The 16,546-nt window shown below is 53.2% G+C and carries 19 protein-coding genes; 9 read left to right on the top strand and 10 right to left on the bottom strand.

Features of this window, described 5'->3' with window-relative positions:
- Nucleotides 1-109: 109 nt before the first annotated feature.
- Genes HEP82_RS01115 through HEP82_RS01105 form a run of 3 tightly spaced genes read right to left on the bottom strand, consistent with a single transcriptional unit; the run spans nt 110 to nt 3,543 of the window.
- Nucleotides 110-1,312, bottom strand: coding sequence for an O-antigen ligase family protein (locus HEP82_RS01115; protein WP_192456405.1), 1,203 nt, complete (start codon nt 1,310-1,312; stop codon nt 110-112).
- On the bottom strand, nt 1,309-2,418 hold the full coding sequence (locus HEP82_RS01110; protein WP_192456404.1) for a glycosyltransferase family 9 protein: 1,110 nt from the start codon (nt 2,416-2,418) through the stop codon (nt 1,309-1,311). Before HEP82_RS01110 ends, HEP82_RS01115 begins: the two co-directional genes overlap by 4 nt.
- Nucleotides 2,419-3,543, bottom strand: coding sequence for a glycosyltransferase family 4 protein (locus HEP82_RS01105; protein ID WP_192456403.1), 1,125 nt, complete (start codon nt 3,541-3,543; stop codon nt 2,419-2,421).
- A 569-nt stretch (nt 3,544-4,112) separates the two neighbouring features.
- Here HEP82_RS01105 and waaA point away from each other — a divergent pair.
- Genes waaA through coaD form a run of 3 tightly spaced genes read left to right on the top strand, consistent with a single transcriptional unit; the run spans nt 4,113 to nt 6,650 of the window.
- On the top strand, nt 4,113-5,390 hold the full coding sequence (gene waaA, locus HEP82_RS01100; protein ID WP_192456604.1) for a lipid IV(A) 3-deoxy-D-manno-octulosonic acid transferase: 1,278 nt from the start codon (nt 4,113-4,115) through the stop codon (nt 5,388-5,390).
- Nucleotides 5,390-6,181: a glycosyltransferase family 2 protein gene (locus tag HEP82_RS01095; RefSeq protein ID WP_192456402.1), complete on the top strand. Its 792-nt coding sequence runs from the start codon at nt 5,390-5,392 to the stop codon at nt 6,179-6,181. The genes waaA and HEP82_RS01095 overlap by 1 nt, the downstream gene beginning before the upstream one ends.
- Nucleotides 6,171-6,650 (top strand): pantetheine-phosphate adenylyltransferase, encoded by a 480-nt coding sequence (coaD, locus tag HEP82_RS01090; protein ID WP_192456401.1) that lies wholly within the window; start codon nt 6,171-6,173, stop codon nt 6,648-6,650. Before HEP82_RS01095 ends, coaD begins: the two co-directional genes overlap by 11 nt.
- Nucleotides 6,651-6,890: 240 nt before the next feature.
- Here the strand turns inward: coaD and mutM are convergent, their stop codons facing one another.
- The 4 genes from mutM to radC all read right to left on the bottom strand — a co-directional run bounded on the left by mutM (nt 6,891) and on the right by radC (nt 9,095).
- Nucleotides 6,891-7,700, bottom strand: a complete 810-nt coding sequence (gene mutM / locus HEP82_RS01085) for a bifunctional DNA-formamidopyrimidine glycosylase/DNA-(apurinic or apyrimidinic site) lyase (protein WP_192456400.1) — start codon at nt 7,698-7,700, stop codon at nt 6,891-6,893.
- A gap of 75 nt (nt 7,701-7,775) precedes the next feature.
- Nucleotides 7,776-7,943, bottom strand: coding sequence for a 50S ribosomal protein L33 (gene rpmG, locus HEP82_RS01080; protein WP_012763802.1), 168 nt, complete (start codon nt 7,941-7,943; stop codon nt 7,776-7,778).
- A gap of 11 nt (nt 7,944-7,954) precedes the next feature.
- The gene (gene rpmB, locus HEP82_RS01075) at nt 7,955-8,191 is read right to left on the bottom strand and encodes a 50S ribosomal protein L28 (protein WP_012763801.1); all 237 of its coding nucleotides are present in this window, start codon (nt 8,189-8,191) and stop codon (nt 7,955-7,957) included.
- A gap of 238 nt (nt 8,192-8,429) precedes the next feature.
- Entirely contained in the window at nt 8,430-9,095 is a 666-nt protein-coding gene (radC, locus tag HEP82_RS01070) for a RadC family protein (RefSeq protein WP_192456399.1), read from the bottom strand.
- 208 nt (nt 9,096-9,303) lie between these two features.
- On the opposite strand from radC, the gene HEP82_RS01065 reads away from it, so the two are divergent.
- The 4 genes from HEP82_RS01065 to slmA all read left to right on the top strand — a co-directional run bounded on the left by HEP82_RS01065 (nt 9,304) and on the right by slmA (nt 12,331).
- Nucleotides 9,304-9,789: a ferritin-like domain-containing protein gene (locus tag HEP82_RS01065; protein WP_192456398.1), complete on the top strand. Its 486-nt coding sequence runs from the start codon at nt 9,304-9,306 to the stop codon at nt 9,787-9,789.
- A gap of 160 nt (nt 9,790-9,949) precedes the next feature.
- Entirely contained in the window at nt 9,950-11,185 is a 1,236-nt protein-coding gene (coaBC, locus tag HEP82_RS01060; protein WP_192456397.1) for a bifunctional phosphopantothenoylcysteine decarboxylase/phosphopantothenate--cysteine ligase CoaBC, read from the top strand.
- A complete protein-coding gene (gene dut / locus HEP82_RS01055) occupies nt 11,169-11,627 on the top strand; it encodes a dUTP diphosphatase (RefSeq protein WP_192456396.1) in 459 nt (152 codons plus the stop codon). Before coaBC ends, dut begins: the two co-directional genes overlap by 17 nt.
- 107 nt (nt 11,628-11,734) lie before the next feature.
- Nucleotides 11,735-12,331 (top strand): nucleoid occlusion factor SlmA, encoded by a 597-nt coding sequence (gene slmA / locus HEP82_RS01050; RefSeq protein ID WP_192456395.1) that lies wholly within the window; start codon nt 11,735-11,737, stop codon nt 12,329-12,331.
- 41 nt (nt 12,332-12,372) lie between these two features.
- Here slmA and pyrE read toward each other — a convergent pair whose 3' ends face one another.
- The 3 genes from pyrE to HEP82_RS01035 all read right to left on the bottom strand — a co-directional run bounded on the left by pyrE (nt 12,373) and on the right by HEP82_RS01035 (nt 15,159).
- Nucleotides 12,373-13,014 (bottom strand): orotate phosphoribosyltransferase, encoded by a 642-nt coding sequence (pyrE, locus tag HEP82_RS01045; RefSeq protein ID WP_192456394.1) that lies wholly within the window; start codon nt 13,012-13,014, stop codon nt 12,373-12,375.
- 185 nt (nt 13,015-13,199) lie between these two features.
- Entirely contained in the window at nt 13,200-13,916 is a 717-nt protein-coding gene (gene rph, locus HEP82_RS01040) for a ribonuclease PH (protein WP_192456393.1), read from the bottom strand.
- Nucleotides 13,917-14,436: 520 nt separating this feature from the next.
- Nucleotides 14,437-15,159: a helix-turn-helix transcriptional regulator gene (locus tag HEP82_RS01035; protein ID WP_192456392.1), complete on the bottom strand. Its 723-nt coding sequence runs from the start codon at nt 15,157-15,159 to the stop codon at nt 14,437-14,439.
- A gap of 560 nt (nt 15,160-15,719) precedes the next feature.
- Between HEP82_RS01035 and HEP82_RS01030 the strand changes: the two genes are divergently transcribed.
- Nucleotides 15,720-16,094, top strand: coding sequence for a YidH family protein (locus tag HEP82_RS01030; RefSeq protein ID WP_192456391.1), 375 nt, complete (start codon nt 15,720-15,722; stop codon nt 16,092-16,094).
- Between the two features lie 9 nt (nt 16,095-16,103).
- A complete protein-coding gene (locus HEP82_RS01025) occupies nt 16,104-16,421 on the top strand; it encodes a DUF202 domain-containing protein (protein ID WP_192456390.1) in 318 nt (105 codons plus the stop codon).
- Nucleotides 16,422-16,546: the final 125 nt, after the last annotated feature.

Here is a 16,546-nt window from a genome sequence, read left to right as displayed (position 1 = left end):
CCGTTACGCATGATTGCGGAGCCCGGCCCAACACCGGGTTCCACTCAGGAACCCGGCTTCGCCCTTACAGCATTACGGTAAAAGACAATGGGCGAGCGACTTAAGCCCATCAGATAAACCGCTGGCGATCATAACGATACTGACTGATCCACAACGCAAAACACAGCATGGCCAAATTGGCATGCTCATGATGAAACGTCGTATTCACCAGACCGACAATCACGGTGATCCCGAGCGCAGAGCAGGCCACCCCCCACGATAGCCAGGAAACCGGCATCGCGTTGCGCTTCGGCAAACAACGCAACAACGAAAGAACAATGGCGCCCAACAACCCCAGTAGCCAGAGTTCACCCCAGATACCATTCTCCGCCAGCACGTTCATGAAAATGTTATGTGCATGAGAAACATGAGAAAACATCGATTCCCCTTGCCATTCGATGTCGACTTTGATGAAGTTTTCCTTACCTACGCCGAACAACGGATGCTCTCTGAAGGCATCAAAAGCAGAGCGCCAGATCGTATCCCGATAGCTCAGCATATTGTTGTCTAGGTCATATTGTTCCTGCTTGACCATCACGCGCGCATTGCTCAGGATCGCCACGCCGATCATCCCCACGATAAACAGCGTAGGCACCCACAGGAATTTTTTGCTTCTTTTGGCGAAGCCAAGCCCCAAAAACAACACGACAGCCAGGATTGCGCCGAACGTCGCCCGACTTTCGCCAAACGCTACATACACCAGGCATAGCGCTAACATGGCAAGCCATAGCAAGCGGCGGCCGGCGGAAAAAGACGTCCAGTGACTGAACAGTGTCGTCAGCGCCATACCGCAGATGATGGCGTTATAAATCGCAGCGTGGTTGACGTGGCCAACCGAATTCAACGTCCAGAATTGCCCATGATCGAGGTAATAATGATCCCACGCGCCGTAAATCAGACCGACGACCGTCCCCATCACCGCCCAGAACACCAGCCCCAATTTCTGCTGGGCGCTGAAGTTGGCCCGATAGATGAGCCAGCCGAACAAAATGTAACGCGCCACATCCGTTAACGAACGCACATCGGTGTGATAATAGGAAAAAGGCAGCGCCACGACATACGACAAAACATAAAGGATAAAAAAAGTGTCCCAGCCGGACCAGTGACGAGATCGTCTGTCCGTGCATATTTTGTAGAAAAACCACAGCAGCATCGAGGCCATAACCATATTTTTAGGAGCTTCGAGCAGCGGATTGACAAAAATAGCCAGCGCACTCAGAAAATACATCACGCGGTTATCAGGACGCCGTGGGGAAAACGAGAGCTGTGTCATCGGGTGTTTCTCAATAAATGGATAAACGCGGTCTGGACTTCCGTCAACACGATGCCCTTCATGCAAGCGGAATGGCCGTCGCAAAATTGCAGACAACTTTTTTCATTGCGATTGCACCGCTCCAGCCAGGGTAGTTGCCGGCTGAACAGTGTTTTTTGGTCGCGACAGGCAATAGGGATAAACCCTACATTGATAATGGGGTTGGCCTGCCAGAATTGCCCCGGCCCGAAGGCCGTTGGATTCCCAGGGCCATACAACGTCATGGTAGGTGTGTCGACCCACTTTGCCAGATGTGCCACGCCGGTATCTGCGCAAATCAGCACACGCGCATGTGCCAGCAGGGTCAACAACTGAGACAGCGACAGTTCTCCGGCAAAACTGCGATAGCGGCGTGTCGGATCGATGGCGTCAACAATATGACGTTCGTTCCCCCCACCGCTCCACACCGGTGTAAACCCTTCGCTTGCCAGCCAATCCGCCAGCGCCAGCCAGCGTTCGGAAGGCCAAAACCTCACGGAATTACTGGCGCCAACGTGCAAAACCACATAAGGCGAGTCAGGCAGACCGATATCCACATCAGGCAACGACCACGCCAACGGTACCGGCATGTCGCCATGCGTCATATCCGCCACCGCGTCGCTCCACGCCGTCGGCATCTGCGGATAAGCGACAAATTCGTCAACCGGCCAGGATTTGACGTCTGGCTTTGCCGGCGTATGCGCCACGATCCAACGGCTACCCGCCGCCAGCGCCAGCCAGCTATAGCGGTTATCCCCCGGCACAAAAGCCAGGTCGTAAGGCCCGCTGCGAACAATCGCCTTCACCGATGCCGCCGACGCAGGGTGATACGGCATCAGCGATACGCCATAAGGATTCAGCCGGTAAACCTCCGCAAACGGTGGTTTGCACAACAGTACGATGTCCGCATCAGGATAATTGCGCCGCAACTTTGCCAGCAGCGGCGTCAGCATCACCGTATCGCCCAGCAACAGATTATGGGCGACCAGAATCCGCGACACCCGCTGCGGCCGACGCCGCCGGAACGTCATCAGTAACCGCAACGCGGCTCGCGGGAATGTCTGCAACCGGGCAGCAAACTTACTCATTTACTGGTTACGTGTCCGCAAGCTGTTCTGGAAAATGGTCGTCATTCTGTCGAGCATGATGTCAGCCCCGAAACATGTGGCCGCGCGTTGCAACGCCGCCTGACCAAACCGGATGCGCAGGGCATCGTCACCCATCAGTTGGCGCAGTGTTGACGCCAGTTGAGCGGCATCCTTCGGCGCGATCAGATAACCGGTTTCGCCGCTGACCACCGCTTCATCAATCGCTCCTACTGTCGTCGAGACCACCGGCAGGCCGCAGGCCATTGCCTGCATGATGCTCTGCGGCACCCCTTCGTTGCCGTAGGAGGGAAGGACAAACAAATCCATACTATTGAGACAGTCAGGCACATCGTCGCGATTGCCAAGGAACAGGACATTGTCGGACAACCCCATCGAGGCCACTTGCTGTTCCAGCGCCGCGCGCTGCGGCCCGTCGCCCACCATCAGCAATTGCCAGTCGGGAAAATCCTTCGACAACGTCTGCCAGGCGTCCAGCAGATAGGCATGGCCTTTCCAAGAGCGCATCGTCGCCAGGATGCCCAGCGTCGGACGCTCCGGTATGCCGATGGTCTGACGCGCATCCTGGCGGGAACGTTGCCGGTAAAAATCTAAATCAATCCCGGTGGGCACCGATGTCATGTGCGTCAGAGGATAACGGTTATCGCGATGCAGCTGTTGGCGCAGACGCTCACCCGTGGTGGCAATGTGGCGCGTCGCCTTTAAGTAAAGCCAGCGAGTAGTGAAGGACTGGTTGATGTCGGTGGATACATGGCGCGTTCTCACCATCGGCGGCAGGCGTTTGCCCAAAATCAGCCCCGCGACACCGACCAGCCACGCATCGGTCGAACTGTGCGTATTAATGACGTCGAACGCGCAACCGTACTGTTTCAGCCAGCCGGTCAATGCTGTCAGGGCGGAAAAACGCTTTTTCTCGATCGGCAATCCTACGACGGCAATACCGCGCGCCTGGGCTTCACGATAGATATTGGAATGTGGGCAGCACAGGATTGTCACTTTGTGGCCGCGTTTCATCATACCCTGAGATTCCGTCAGGATACGGATTTCCTGCCCGCCCCACCCGCAGGAGGACTCGGTATGTAATATATTTAAAGATGTGTCTAACATCTTTTTATACCTTAATCATATAAACCTTAAATCATGAGGCGCACATAATACATGAATGGCCCGCGATAATCCTGTACAAAATACTTTCGCCGCAGCGCCAACTGCCGGGTTTCTGCAGGAAATGAGATAATATCCCAATAATCAAGCATGTCAGTTCGAGGGGATCCGAACTATCGCGTTCGCTGTTTAAATCGCAGTTAAATAACAATGTATTTTCTCTGAATTCACCCTACCCGCCATCATTAAAAAAAATAACCCCCCATCAATCCCATAATAATATTTCCATTGCTTTCAATTTTATAAAAACATTATTTCTATTTGCAGAATAAAATAATCAATTCGATTTTTTGTTTCAAAATACATCTGTAATATATTCAAATTAATTAACATTCCACATCGCTACTATCCACGTATCGCGAACAACCATTTCCGTCAGAGGTAAATACCATAAAGATAATTATCTGTTTTCACGTAAGAAATCACACCAAATTTGCCCTTCGGCTAAAAGGATAGATTTACCCGCCATAAATATATAGAATTCGCTATCTCTGATAATAATACCGATGATTATGTTACAAACGCTGTATACCCTTCTGTTTTACATGATCCAGCCATTAATCTGGCTGCGCCTTTGGCTCCGGGGCCGCAAGATTCCCGCATATCGTAAACGCTGGGGCGAACGCTATGGTTTTTACAAGAATCAGGTAAAACCCGAAGGCATACTGCTGCACTCCGTATCGGTCGGCGAAACGCTGGCGGCGGTGCCGCTGGTGCGGGCATTGCGTCATCGTTATCCCTCTTTGCCGATCACCGTCACCACCATGACACCCACCGGTTCAGAACGCGCACTTTCTGCTTTCGGCAAAGACGTTTACCACGTTTATCTGCCTTACGATCTGCCCGGCGCGATGTCGCGTTTTCTGAACCATATTCAGCCGCGTCTGGTGATCGTGATGGAAACCGAACTCTGGCCAAACATGATCCAGGCGTTACACCAACGCCATATCCCGTTAATTATCGCCAACGCCCGGCTGTCGGAACGTTCGGCCAACGGCTACCGTAAACTGGGCGGTTTCATGCGCGCGTTGCTGCGCCGCATCACGTTGATCGCCGTGCAAAATGCAGAAGACGGCGAACGTTTTATCGATCTGGGCCTCAAACGCAGCCAGCTCAATGTCACCGGCAGCTTAAAATTTGATATTTCCGTCACGCCGGAGCTGGCGGCGCGTGCCGTTACGCTGCGTCGTCAATGGGCATCGCAACGCCCGGTATGGATAGCCGCCAGTACCCATGAAGGCGAAGAAAAAATCATTATTGATGCGCACTGCGAGTTGCTCAGGAGTTTCCCCACCCTGATGTTGATTCTGGTGCCGCGTCACCCAGATCGTTTCGACGACGCGAAAGCTATCGTGAAAAAAGCCGGCCTGGAGTACACGTTGCGCAGCTCGGGCGCCATTCCTCCAGCCAGTTCTCATGTGGTGATTGGCGATACCATGGGAGAGCTGATGCTGCTTTACGGCATCGCCGATCTGGCATTTGTCGGCGGCAGCCTGATCGAACGCGGCGGTCATAACCCGCTGGAACCTGCCGCGCATGCTATTCCGGTGCTGATGGGGCCGCATATTTTCAACTTTAAGGATATCTGCGCCCGGTTGCGGGAATCCGACGGCCTGATTACCGTCACAGACACCCGCACGCTGGTGGAGCAAGCGTCCAATCTGCTTGCCGATGAGGATTATCGCCGTTACTACGGCCGCCATGCGGTAGAGGTATTGCACAAGAATCAGGGCGCGCTGCAAAGCTTGCTGACCCTGCTTGAGCCTTATCTACCGCCCCGGAGCCAGTAATGAGCCGCAAACGTCTCTCCGTGGTACTCATCAGCCGGGATGTGGCTGAATTGCTGCCCGATTGTTTGTCTTCCGTCGCCTGGGCTGATGAAATCATCGTGCTGGACTCCGGCAGCCGCGACAATACCCTGGAGGTCGCACGTCAATTCGGCGCCATCGTCCATCAGACGACGGACTGGCCCGGTTATGGCAAACAGCGACAGCGGGCGCAGCAGTACGCCAGCGGCGATTACATTTTCATGCTGGATACCGATGAACGAGTGACTCCTGAGTTGCGCCAATCCATCGAAGCCGTACTGGTATCATCCGCCGCCGATACCGTTTATCGCTGTGCCCGCCGCAATCTGTTTTTGGGGCGCTTCATGCGCCACAGCGGCTGGTATCCCGACTATGTGATCCGTCTCTATTCCCGGCAATACCACTACAACGACAACGATGTGCACGAATCCCTTGCCTACGGCAATGCCCGCGTCGTCACGTTGCAAGGCGACCTGAAGCATCTGACGTGTCGCGATTTTTTCACCTTCCAGCAAAAACAACATGCGTATGCCGAAAGCTGGGCCCGGGCTCGCTTCCGGCAAGGGAAACGCTGCAGCTATCTGTCCATTCTGACTCACACCCTGGGCGCATTCGTCAAAACCTGGTTGCTGCGCGGCGGGGTGCTGGACGGGAAACAGGGCTTTTTGCTGGCACTCGTTAATGCACAGTACACCTTTAACAAATATACTGGCCTGTGGACATTGAACCAGCAGCGCGACCTCAGCAACCAAGGCCAGCACCATGAAGACTAGAGCGATTTACCCCGGTACTTTCGATCCGCTGACCAACGGTCATCTGGATTTGCTCACCCGCGCAGCGCGCATGTTCGATCACCTGATACTGGCGATAGCCGCCAGCCCCAGCAAAAACACGTTGTTTACTCTGGATGAGCGCGTCGCATTGGCCCGGCAAGCCACAGGGTATCTGAAAAATGTGGAAGTGATTGGTTTTAGCGATCTGATGGCCAGTTTCGCCAAACAGCAACACGCGACCATTCTGGTGCGCGGCCTGCGGGCGATTTCAGATTTCGAATACGAACTACAGCTGGCCAAGATGAATACGCACCTGATGCCAACGCTGGAAAGCGTGTTTCTGATGCCGTCGGAAAAATGGTCGTTCATCTCCTCCACACTGGTGAAGGAAGTTGCGCGTCACGGCGGCGACGTATCCCATTTTTTACCGGCACCGATCGCAGCGGCGTTAAGCCAGAAACTGCTCTGAATCCCTTTTCCGATTGCAATACCTGCGCAAACGGCGAGCACAAAGCCAGCCTAATTAGGATCGATGCCGCCCCGACAACGCCGCAGACAGTCCTCGCGACGAGCGGAGATTAAGGCGATATCTCATCCCCTCGCGCTCGCCGTTTATGTCGCGCCGAAAAATACGCCGCACATTGGAGGCAGATGAACCGGGAAAAACCACCCGCACTCACCACGCCGGCATCGCGGATCTCGCCTAATCCTAATGTTGGCAATGCCGGCAGAAAAAGGTGCTGCGTTGCCCCTGTTTCACGCTTTCAATGGGCGTACCGCACTGGCGGCAAGGCTCGCCGGTGCGGCCGTAAACCTGTAACTCCTGGGCAAAATACCCTGGCTTACCGTCCGACTGGAGAAAATCTCTCAGCGTCGTTCCGCCTTGCTCAATGGAGCGCTGCAGTACCGCTCTGATGGTGGCGACCAGACGATGTGCTTCCTGTTCGCTCAGAGAGCCCGCGGGTCGATCAGGCAGGATCCTGGCGCCGAACAGCGATTCGCTGGCGTAGATATTCCCAACGCCCACGACCAGCTTGTTATCCATGACCCACAGTTTCACTGGTGTCTTCCTGCCGCGTGACTGTGCGAACAGATATTCGCCGGTAAACGCCGCTCCCAATGGCTCTGGCCCCAGGTGCGCCAGTACCGGGCTGGTTGATGGATCTGGGCTCCACAACCAGGCGCCAAAACGGCGAGGGTCGGTATAACGCAGCACTTTCCCGCTATCCAGCACCAGATCGACATGATCATGTTTGTCCGGTTCAGTGTACTCCGGCAGTACCCGCAGACTGCCTGACATCCCCAGATGCACAATCATCCAGCCGGACGTCAGTTCAATCAGCAGATATTTGGCGCGCCGCTGTACGCTCAGCACCGGCGTATCGCTCAACGACAGAATTTCAGGAGATACCGGCCAGCGTAATCTGGCATTACGCACCTCCGCATAGAGAATGGTATGACCGACCAGATAGGGTTCAATCCCCCGTCTGCTGGTCTCAACCTCCGGTAATTCCGGCATACATCCTCCTGTCATCACTGAACGTTACGGATAAAAAAACCCGGCCTAAGCCGGGTTTTTATGTATTCACTAAAATTATTTAATTTTAGCTTCTTTGTAGACGACGTGCTGACGAACAACTGGATCGAATTTTTTCAGTTCCAGTTTTTCAGGCATCGTGCGCTTGTTCTTCGTAGTGGTATAGTAGTGACCGGTACCAGCAGAAGAAACCAGCTTGATCTTCTCGCGAACACCTTTAGCCATGATTCAGTTCCTTAATACTTTTCACCACGGGCACGCAGATCGGCGAGAACCGCTTCAATACCCTTTTTATCAATAACACGCATACCTTTGGCAGATACACGCAGCGTCACAAAGCGCTTTTCACCTTCAACCCAGAAACGGTGTGAATGCAGGTTCGGCAGAAAACGGCGTTTGGTCGCGTTCATCGCGTGGGAACGGTTATTACCGGTCACCGGACGCTTGCCAGTAACTTGGCAGACTCGGGACATGTCTATTCTCCAAAAATCAAATCAGCTCGAGCTTCGTAGAGGGTGTTGGCCGCCTCGTCAGGCTTAGAGCCCATCTCAGCAACTTCACTGATTAAGACTCTGTCATCAGGCTAAACCTGCTGAGATAGGCTCTTAATGCCACACCCAAGATTCTCAAAGGTGGCGTAGTATACGCTTTGAAGCGAATCCGCTCAAGTCCCGAACAACCAAAGATCGCCAAGGATCGTGGAAATATCCCTCAAATCCACCCGCGCTCGGCAAAAGAAACGTACTCACCGCGTCCGATTACCAGATGGTCAAGCACCCGAATCTCCAACAACCGACAAGCGTTGACGATCTGCTCGGTAATCCTACGGTCAGCCTGACTGGGCTCAGCCCTACCAGAGGGGTGATTATGCGCAAGAATCAGCGCTGCTGCATTCGATTTGAGCGCCTCGCGCACCACTTCCCGGGGATGAACCTCCACGGAGTTGATGGTACCGGCGAACATTTTCTGATACCGGATGACGTGATGCTGATTATCCAAAAACATCACCAGAAAAATCTCCCGTTCCTGATGCGCCAACAACAATTGCAGATACTGCAACGTGACTTCCGGACTCAGCATGGCGTCTTCTCGCGCCAGCTGACATGAAAACAGACGCCGGGCCAACTCCGCCACCGCCTGCAGTTGGGTATACTTGGACAGACCAACCCCCCGCACAGCATTAAACGCCGTCCAGTCGGCCGTCATCAAGCCATACAGCGAGCCAAACTGCTGTAACAAATTCTGCGCCAGCTCCATCACATGAATACCTTCAACCCCTGTGCGCAAAAAAATTGCCAGCAATTCAACATCACTAAGCGCCTCTACGCCAAAGGACATCAATTTTTCGCGCGGTGCACATCCATCATTCCATTTCATAACCGTTCCCTCTCAGAATGGCTGCATCATCCCACGACGGAAAACCGCCTTCGACCACGCAATAACGCGATTGCGGCGCAGCCCGCAATGATTTCCGCAACGGAATGTATCCCCATAAATCAGAGACCGCTCACGCTCTTCCACCACATAGCAATGATAAAAATCATTTACCAATCACATTGGCACACCACACGGGAGTACCCTACCGATGCAAAGTCGATTTTTTAGCAATACTTGCTTATTACTCATCGCGTTATCCGCCCCTCCGCTTTATGCTCGGCAACCATTGGATGATGCGGCTAAAACCGCACTCCAGACAGCGCTTCATGATGAGTACCACGCCGAAGCGTTTTATGCGGCGGTTATCGAGAAGTTTGGTCAAGTCGCCCCGTTTAGTCACATCGTTAAAGCTGAACAGAATCATGCCCATGCATTGGCACAGCTCATGCAAAAATATGGCATGCCCATACCACCGAATGTGTTATCCGGCAGCGTAGAAATTAAAAATGCCGTCCCGGCAACATTGAAGGCAGCGTGTAAAATGGGCGTCGATGCGGAAATCGCCAATCAGGCGTTGTATGAAAAAACGTTGCTTCCAACCGTCAGCGCGCATCAGGACATCACGCTCGTGTTTCAACGACTGCGTGATGCGTCCCAAAATAATCACCTGCCGGCCTTTAAACAGTGCCAATAATGTATTGACCCTGCCTGTTGCAGTCATGCCCATCACCATGAGCATGGCCGCAACGCCTGCGGGTAAAAACCGCGATCCAGAGAACGCCATCATCATCAGGATGGTTTCCCAACACTATGATAAAATACGGGCTCTTTTTGGCTGACGAGCGGATACAACGATGACAGCGTTATCCAATCTGCACGGACTTTCCGGCAAACACATTCTGCTGGGCATCAGTGGCGGCATCGCCGCCTACAAATGCCCGGAATTGGTACGACGGTTACGGGAACAAGGGGCTGACGTGCGCGTCGTGATGACCCCAGCCGCCAAGGCATTTATTACTCCGCTAACGCTACAGGCCGTTTCCGGCCATCCGGTGGCCGATGATTTGCTGGATCCCGCCGCCGAGGCGGCGATGGGGCATATCGAACTGGGTAAATGGGCGGATCTGGTCATTCTGGCGCCCGCGTCCGCCGATCTGATTGCGCGCATCGCCGCCGGCATGGCCAATGATCTCCTGAGCACGTTGTGCCTCGCCACGCCGGGCGCCATTGCCATTGCCCCGGCAATGAACCAACAGATGTACCGCGCCGCGCCCACCCAGCAGAATCTGGACACCCTGGCTTCACGCGGCATCGCCATTTGGGGGCCGGATAGCGGCAGCCAAGCCTGTGGCGATATCGGGCCAGGGCGGATGATCGATCCGCGCGAGATCGTCTCTCGCACCGAACGGCATTTTTCCCGCGTCAACGATCTGCAACACCTCAATATTATGATTACCGCCGGCCCAACCCGCGAAGCGCTGGATCCGGTGCGTTTTATCAGTAACCACAGCTCTGGGAAAATGGGGTTCGCTATCGCCCAAGCCGCCGCTGAACGCGGAGCGCATGTCACGCTGGTCGCCGGCCCCGTCAACTTGCCGACACCCGACAACGTCGCCCGGATCGACGTCATCAGCGCGCAGGATATGCATCAAACCGTTATGGCGCGCGCGGCGCAGCAGCATATCGTGATCGGCTGCGCGGCCGTCGCCGATTACCGTCCCCAGGCCGTCGCCAGCGAAAAGATCAAGAAAAGCCAGCGGCATGGAGACGAAATGTGCGTCACGTTGGTGAAGAATCCAGATATCATCGCAGCAGTCGCCGCCATGGTTGAACACCGCCCTTATGTCGTCGGGTTTGCTGCCGAAACCACTAATGTGGAAGAATACGCGCGTCAGAAAATGGCCCGCAAAAAGCTGGACATGATCTGTGCGAACGATGTGTCCCTGACCGACAGTGGTTTCAACTCGGACAACAATGCGCTACACATTTTCTGGCCTGAAGGCGACAAGCGGTTGCCGCAAGGCAGCAAACGCCAACTGGGCCAGCAGCTAATCGACGAGATTGTCAGCCGTTATGATGAAAAAAATTGACGTAAAAATTCTTGATCCGCGCATCGGGGAACAGTTCCCGCTACCGACTTACGCTACACCGGGCTCGGCCGGGCTGGATCTGCGCGCTTGCCTGGATAGCGCGATCGAGTTGGCGCCCGGCGCCACTACGCTGATTCCCACCGGGCTTGCCATTCACATCGCCGACCCGGAACTGGCTGCCGTCATTCTTCCCCGTTCCGGTTTGGGCCACAAACACGGTGTGGTACTGGGTAATCTGGTCGGTCTGATCGATTCCGATTACCAGGGGCAGTTGATGGTCTCCGTCTGGAATCGCGGCAACCAATCCTTCACCGTACAACCTGGCGAGCGTATCGCCCAAATGGTGTTTGTACCGGTAGTACAGGCCGAATTTAATCTGGTGAACGATTTTGTCAGCAGTGAACGAGGAGACGGTGGGTTCGGTCATTCCGGCCGTCACTGATATACGGCCTTCCCTGCCTCCCAAAGAACGATAAGCCACAGCGTGTGTTGCGACTGTGGCGCCGTCCGATGCTTATCCATCAATATTTACCAAGGGTTTTTTCTGACATGGCAGAGAAAGAAAACACGAAAAAGAACCGCCGAGAGGAAATTTTGCAGGCGCTGGCGCAAATGCTGGAATCCAGCGACGGCAGCCAACGCATTACCACCGCAAAACTGGCCGCCAGCGTCGGCGTCTCCGAAGCCGCGCTTTACCGCCACTTTCCCAGCAAAACCCGTATGTTCGATAGCTTGATCGAGTTTATCGAAGACAGCCTGACGACACGTATCAATCTGATTCTGCAGGACGAAAAAGACACATTTAGTCGGTTACGGTTGATCCTGCTGCTGATTTTGGGGTTTGCGGAAAAAAACCCCGGTTTGACACGCATCCTCACCGGCCATGCATTGATGTTTGAACAAGACCGGCTGCAAGGACGCATTAATCAATTATTTGAGCGGATTGAATCCCAGCTTCGGCAAGTATTGCGCGAGCACAAGCTACGCAGCGGCCAGGCGTTCCAACACGATGAAACCCTGCTGGCAAGCCAGTTGCTGGCTTTCTGTGAAGGCATGCTCTCTCGCTTTACCCGTTCCGAGTTTCGTTACCTGCCGACGCAGGACTTCGATACCCGCTGGCCGCTGCTGGCCGCGCAAATCCAGTAAAGGCACGGGCCGCCACACCGACGTGGCGTGCCGTACTGCTTTCAGACTCCGTACTGCCGGCGATACGCCTGAACCGCCGTCAGATGATCAGCCATCTCCGGTTTTTCAGCCAAATAGCCGATCAACTCATTAAGAGTGATGATGGACGTCACCCGGCAATGATAATCACGCTCAACTTCCTGAATCGCGGACAACTCGCCACGGCCCCGTTCCTGACGATCGAGCGCAATCAGTACGCCCGCCAGCGTTGCGCCCTGCGCGGCGATAATCTCCATCGACTCACGGATCGCGGTTCCAGCGGTAATCACATCATCCACCAGCATAATCCGCCCTGTTAGCGGGCTACCGACCAGGTTGCCGCCTTCGCCATGAGCTTTGGCTTCCTTGCGATTGAAACAGTAAGGCACATCCTGATCGTGATGCTCCGCTAACGCCACCGCGGTGGTAGTGGCGATCGGAATACCCTTGTAAGCCGGCCCGAACAACACGTCGAACTCAATACCCGCGTCCACTAGCGCAGCGGCATAGAAACGCCCCAACAAAGCCAGATCACGCCCGGTATTGAACAATCCGGCGTTAAAGAAATAGGGGCTGGTGCGCCCGGATTTCAGGGTAAACTCACCGAATTTCAATACCTGCTTGCTGAGCGCGAACTCAATAAACTGGCGCTGATAGGCTTTCATTGACGACCTCTCTATTGTGATGACAAGGCTGCCGAAAGCAGCCCGTGAAAATATCTGGCGCGTACCATCTGACCGTCATGCACCATAAAATATCCGGAGCAAGGGTTAGGCGGATGGCAAAACCGTGGATAGGCACGCCGCCTCCAGCCGATATAAAAAAGCGACCGCCTGGGTCGCTTAAAAAATCAATTTGCCAGCGCCGCCTTCTGCGCCCTGATGATGTCCTCAATGCCTCCCCGAGCCAGTGCCAGCAGTTCCAGCAATTGCTCATGGCTGAAAGGCTCGCCCTCGGCGGTGCCCTGCACTTCGATCATGCGGCCGTCCTCGGTCATCACCACGTTCATATCGGTTTCGGCGGCAGAGTCTTCCACATACTCCAGATCACACACCGCTTCACCATCGACGATACCAACGGAAACCGCAGCCACCATGCCTTTCATCGGGTTTTTCGCCAATTTGCCGCTGGCTACCAGGCCGGCAAGGGCGTCAGCCAGCGCCACGCAGGCGCCGGTGATGGACGCAGTACGAGTGCCGCCGTCTGCCTGTAACACATCACAATCGAGCGTAATGGTGTATTCGCCCAGCTTCGCCAAATCAACCGCCGCCCGCAACGAGCGGGCAATCAGGCGCTGAATTTCCAGAGTACGACCACCCTGCTTGCCTCTGGCTGCTTCACGGGCATTGCGGCTGTGGGTCGCACGCGGCAACATACCGTACTCTGCGGTTATCCAGCCTTGCCCCTGCCCTTTCAGAAAACGCGGCACGCCCTCTTCCACCGTGGCGGTACACAGCACTTTGGTATCGCCAAACTCCACCAGCACCGCCCCTTCGGCATGCTTGGTGTAATGACGGGTTAAGGTGATAGGGCGAATTTGCTGTGCGCTACGGCCTGTTGGACGCATGGATCATCTCCGGCAGGTTCATTTGATTGGCGCGCATTATACGGCCTTCACCCTGCCCTGCCTACCGATAATCACGACGCATCAGATAAGCAGCGCGGATACAAGAAATGAAACCGCCCGACTAGCAAAAGATACACATCCGCCTTTAGTGCAGCAGCCACAGATACTTTAATTCAAGTATTTTTCATAAAGTCTGTGACGACAAGAGTTCAATATTGTTATATCTCTCATATTTATACGGCACAGGCTTATTTAAGTCAGAAGTAAAGTCAGGAATTAAAAATGATAGCGCTTGTTGATGCAAATTATAGAACCGCCATTGAAAATAAATTACCCATTCTCTTTTTAATTAGCAATAAGTCTTCAAAGAGAGGTGAAGTGGGCCAGAGAAATGACTCTTGATATGTAACCCACGGATATCATATATAATAGCATTAATTATATTCCGGGAGACACTGACAGGCACCTATTCCAGCATTCATTTTATAGAAAAAGATAAATAATCTGGCAACGAATAAGCTTACAAGACATTCCTATAAAATAGGTGTAACTCAGCAGCCAATTTGATGGCATGCTTGGCGTTTGAAACATCAAGTTTGTTTACTACATTACGCATATGATACTTAACGGTACTGATACCAATATCAAGGATCATGGCGATCTCCTGATAGGTTTTTCCCATACTCGCCCAGTGAAGAATCTCATTTTCCCGCGGAGAGAGCAGTATCTTCCTACCATGAGGCTTTACGCCTTCCAATTCTTTATATAAAGAAAGCATTTTCTGATGCGTTAAGATCAACAGATATTGCAGTTTTTCTTTGCGCTCGCTGATGTATTTACGAAAATCAGCCTCGCAAAAATCACTCTGAAAAATGGAAAGTACCGCCAGATTATTTTTATTATCATGCAATACGAAGGTATGCCCGGCACTGATATTATGATTACGCCCCACATTGAATATATTTGATGAATTCAAATCAAAAAAAAGCATTATTTTTTCATCCCAAGGGAAATCCTCCACCCCGTCCAATGCTCTAAAAATAATGGGGTCAATCATCTGATAACTGCCTTCAAGATAAAGTTTAAACCAGGATGCATGATTATTAATAATCACCATATCATTCGGGTCTCGCTTATTCATGATGGCGTAAGCATACCTGATATCGCCATGAGGAAGTATTTCGTTATCGAGCTGGCTCTTTATCATTGTATTTATTTGGGTATTATCAAAATATCCACGCATTAATGATCGTCCCTTTTCATAAAAAGCATAATATCTATTCGACTAATCAGCAGTCTCTATTATCACTAGGACTGTATACTCTAAAGTGCTTTGAGATTCAATGGAATGAAAACCTACGGAATAATATAATTCATTGTTAATGTTATAATTTTTCTTCTTTTCCAGCGGCTCTTGCAGAGAAAGACACGAATAATGTTTCCACATGTCGATGATGACCATACGCCAATAACACCGACGATCTGTGTTCTCTTCATTCCCTATCCGCCATCCGCCGCCAGACCGGCGAGGATCGCGCCTCGCAGCAAAACGCCATTCCGTACGGAATATCCGAATCCGTTTAGCGAACCAGACGGCGCTCTCAATAATAATACGGGACGCGGCCGGAAACCGCGCCAAGGTATTCATCCGTTGCCTGCATGGTATAAGATGGCAGACTTCACGTTTACGGCAGGCAAACGGGTCGTACTACCAAGTTGGTTTTCTGTGGAAGCCTTGCCGTCAAACTGCGGCCCGTATTTCCGTTTTCTAAATGGATTCCTTTATCAGCCGGTGATCACCTCATGAACACAACACCGCCCGCCGACAAAAAACGCCCCTGGTATCAGCAAGGTACGCCACCGGATTACCGCTTTTCTCTGGCTAATGAGCGCACGTTCCTCGCTTGGCTGCGCACTGCGCTGGCTTTTCTGGCGGGCGCCATCGCCATTGACCAGTTCGCCCCTACATTAGCGCCGCCGGCTATTCGCGCCGGCATTGCCGTATTCCTGACGCTGACGTCAGCGCTGCTGGCGTGGATGGCTTACCGTCGCTGGGTGGCTAACGAACTGGCGATGCGCACCGGTCAGGCGCTCCCCTATACGCGGTTGTTGCTGGTGGTGGCGTGCTGCGTCGGCGCTATCTCCATAGCACTGACGCTGATGATTCTCTGGCTGTAGGAATAGGGAATGACACCGCCACCTTCGCCACCACGCGACCCGGGTCTACAACCGGAACGAACCCAGCTCGCCTGGTCTCGCACCGCTTTTGTTATGTTAATCAATAGTGTACTGCTGCTCAGAGCGGGTTCGACACCGTCCCATCCGTCGCTCACGGCCATTGGCGCCTTTCTGCTGCTGGCGACGTTAATGATGTATCTCTGGTCGCGGCTAAGGTTACGCCATGCCTGCGCCAGTTCGCCTCTTGCGGCCCGCATGATGCTGCTGTTCACGATGGCGGTGGTGGGTGCCAACTTTGCGCTACTGATCACGCTATTACTGGCCTGATTTTCCTTTTCCAGAAGATTTTGCTATGCCTGTCAGCCATAACACACAGGCATACCCATTTTGATCACCCTCACAAAAATCGTTAATTAACATGCAGTTAAAAATAAAAACACTATAACCTAAAG

Source organism: Musicola keenii (assembly GCF_014855505.1).
Lineage (GTDB): Bacteria > Pseudomonadota > Gammaproteobacteria > Enterobacterales > Enterobacteriaceae > Musicola > Musicola paradisiaca.
The sequence above is the reverse complement of the archived record's forward strand: the minus strand, read 5'-3'. Positions and strand labels throughout refer to the sequence as shown.

Excerpts from the sequence above, each read along its gene's own strand:
- dut (WP_192456396.1), top strand. The coding sequence starts at position 11,169 with ATGATGAAAAAAATTGACGTAAAAATTCTTGATCCGCGCATCGGGGAA.
- mutM (WP_192456400.1), bottom strand. The coding sequence starts at position 7,700 with ATGCCGGAATTACCGGAGGTTGAGACCAGCAGACGGGGGATTGAACCC.
- HEP82_RS01115 (WP_192456405.1), bottom strand. The coding sequence starts at position 1,312 with ATGACACAGCTCTCGTTTTCCCCACGGCGTCCTGATAACCGCGTGATG.
- radC (WP_192456399.1), bottom strand. The coding sequence starts at position 9,095 with ATGAAATGGAATGATGGATGTGCACCGCGCGAAAAATTGATGTCCTTT.
- HEP82_RS01110 (WP_192456404.1), bottom strand. The coding sequence starts at position 2,418 with ATGAGTAAGTTTGCTGCCCGGTTGCAGACATTCCCGCGAGCCGCGTTG.
- rpmB (WP_012763801.1), bottom strand. The coding sequence starts at position 8,191 with ATGTCCCGAGTCTGCCAAGTTACTGGCAAGCGTCCGGTGACCGGTAAT.
- HEP82_RS01030 (WP_192456391.1), top strand. The coding sequence starts at position 15,720 with ATGAACACAACACCGCCCGCCGACAAAAAACGCCCCTGGTATCAGCAA.
- rpmG (WP_012763802.1), bottom strand. The coding sequence starts at position 7,943 with ATGGCTAAAGGTGTTCGCGAGAAGATCAAGCTGGTTTCTTCTGCTGGT.
- rph (WP_192456393.1), bottom strand. The coding sequence starts at position 13,916 with ATGCGTCCAACAGGCCGTAGCGCACAGCAAATTCGCCCTATCACCTTA.
- HEP82_RS01105 (WP_192456403.1), bottom strand. The coding sequence starts at position 3,543 with ATGTTAGACACATCTTTAAATATATTACATACCGAGTCCTCCTGCGGG.
- coaD (WP_192456401.1), top strand. The coding sequence starts at position 6,171 with ATGAAGACTAGAGCGATTTACCCCGGTACTTTCGATCCGCTGACCAAC.
- pyrE (WP_192456394.1), bottom strand. The coding sequence starts at position 13,014 with ATGAAAGCCTATCAGCGCCAGTTTATTGAGTTCGCGCTCAGCAAGCAG.
- HEP82_RS01065 (WP_192456398.1), top strand. The coding sequence starts at position 9,304 with ATGCAAAGTCGATTTTTTAGCAATACTTGCTTATTACTCATCGCGTTA.
- slmA (WP_192456395.1), top strand. The coding sequence starts at position 11,735 with ATGGCAGAGAAAGAAAACACGAAAAAGAACCGCCGAGAGGAAATTTTG.
- HEP82_RS01035 (WP_192456392.1), bottom strand. The coding sequence starts at position 15,159 with ATGCGTGGATATTTTGATAATACCCAAATAAATACAATGATAAAGAGC.
- HEP82_RS01025 (WP_192456390.1), top strand. The coding sequence starts at position 16,104 with ATGACACCGCCACCTTCGCCACCACGCGACCCGGGTCTACAACCGGAA.
- coaBC (WP_192456397.1), top strand. The coding sequence starts at position 9,950 with ATGACAGCGTTATCCAATCTGCACGGACTTTCCGGCAAACACATTCTG.
- HEP82_RS01095 (WP_192456402.1), top strand. The coding sequence starts at position 5,390 with ATGAGCCGCAAACGTCTCTCCGTGGTACTCATCAGCCGGGATGTGGCT.
- waaA (WP_192456604.1), top strand. The coding sequence starts at position 4,113 with ATGTTACAAACGCTGTATACCCTTCTGTTTTACATGATCCAGCCATTA.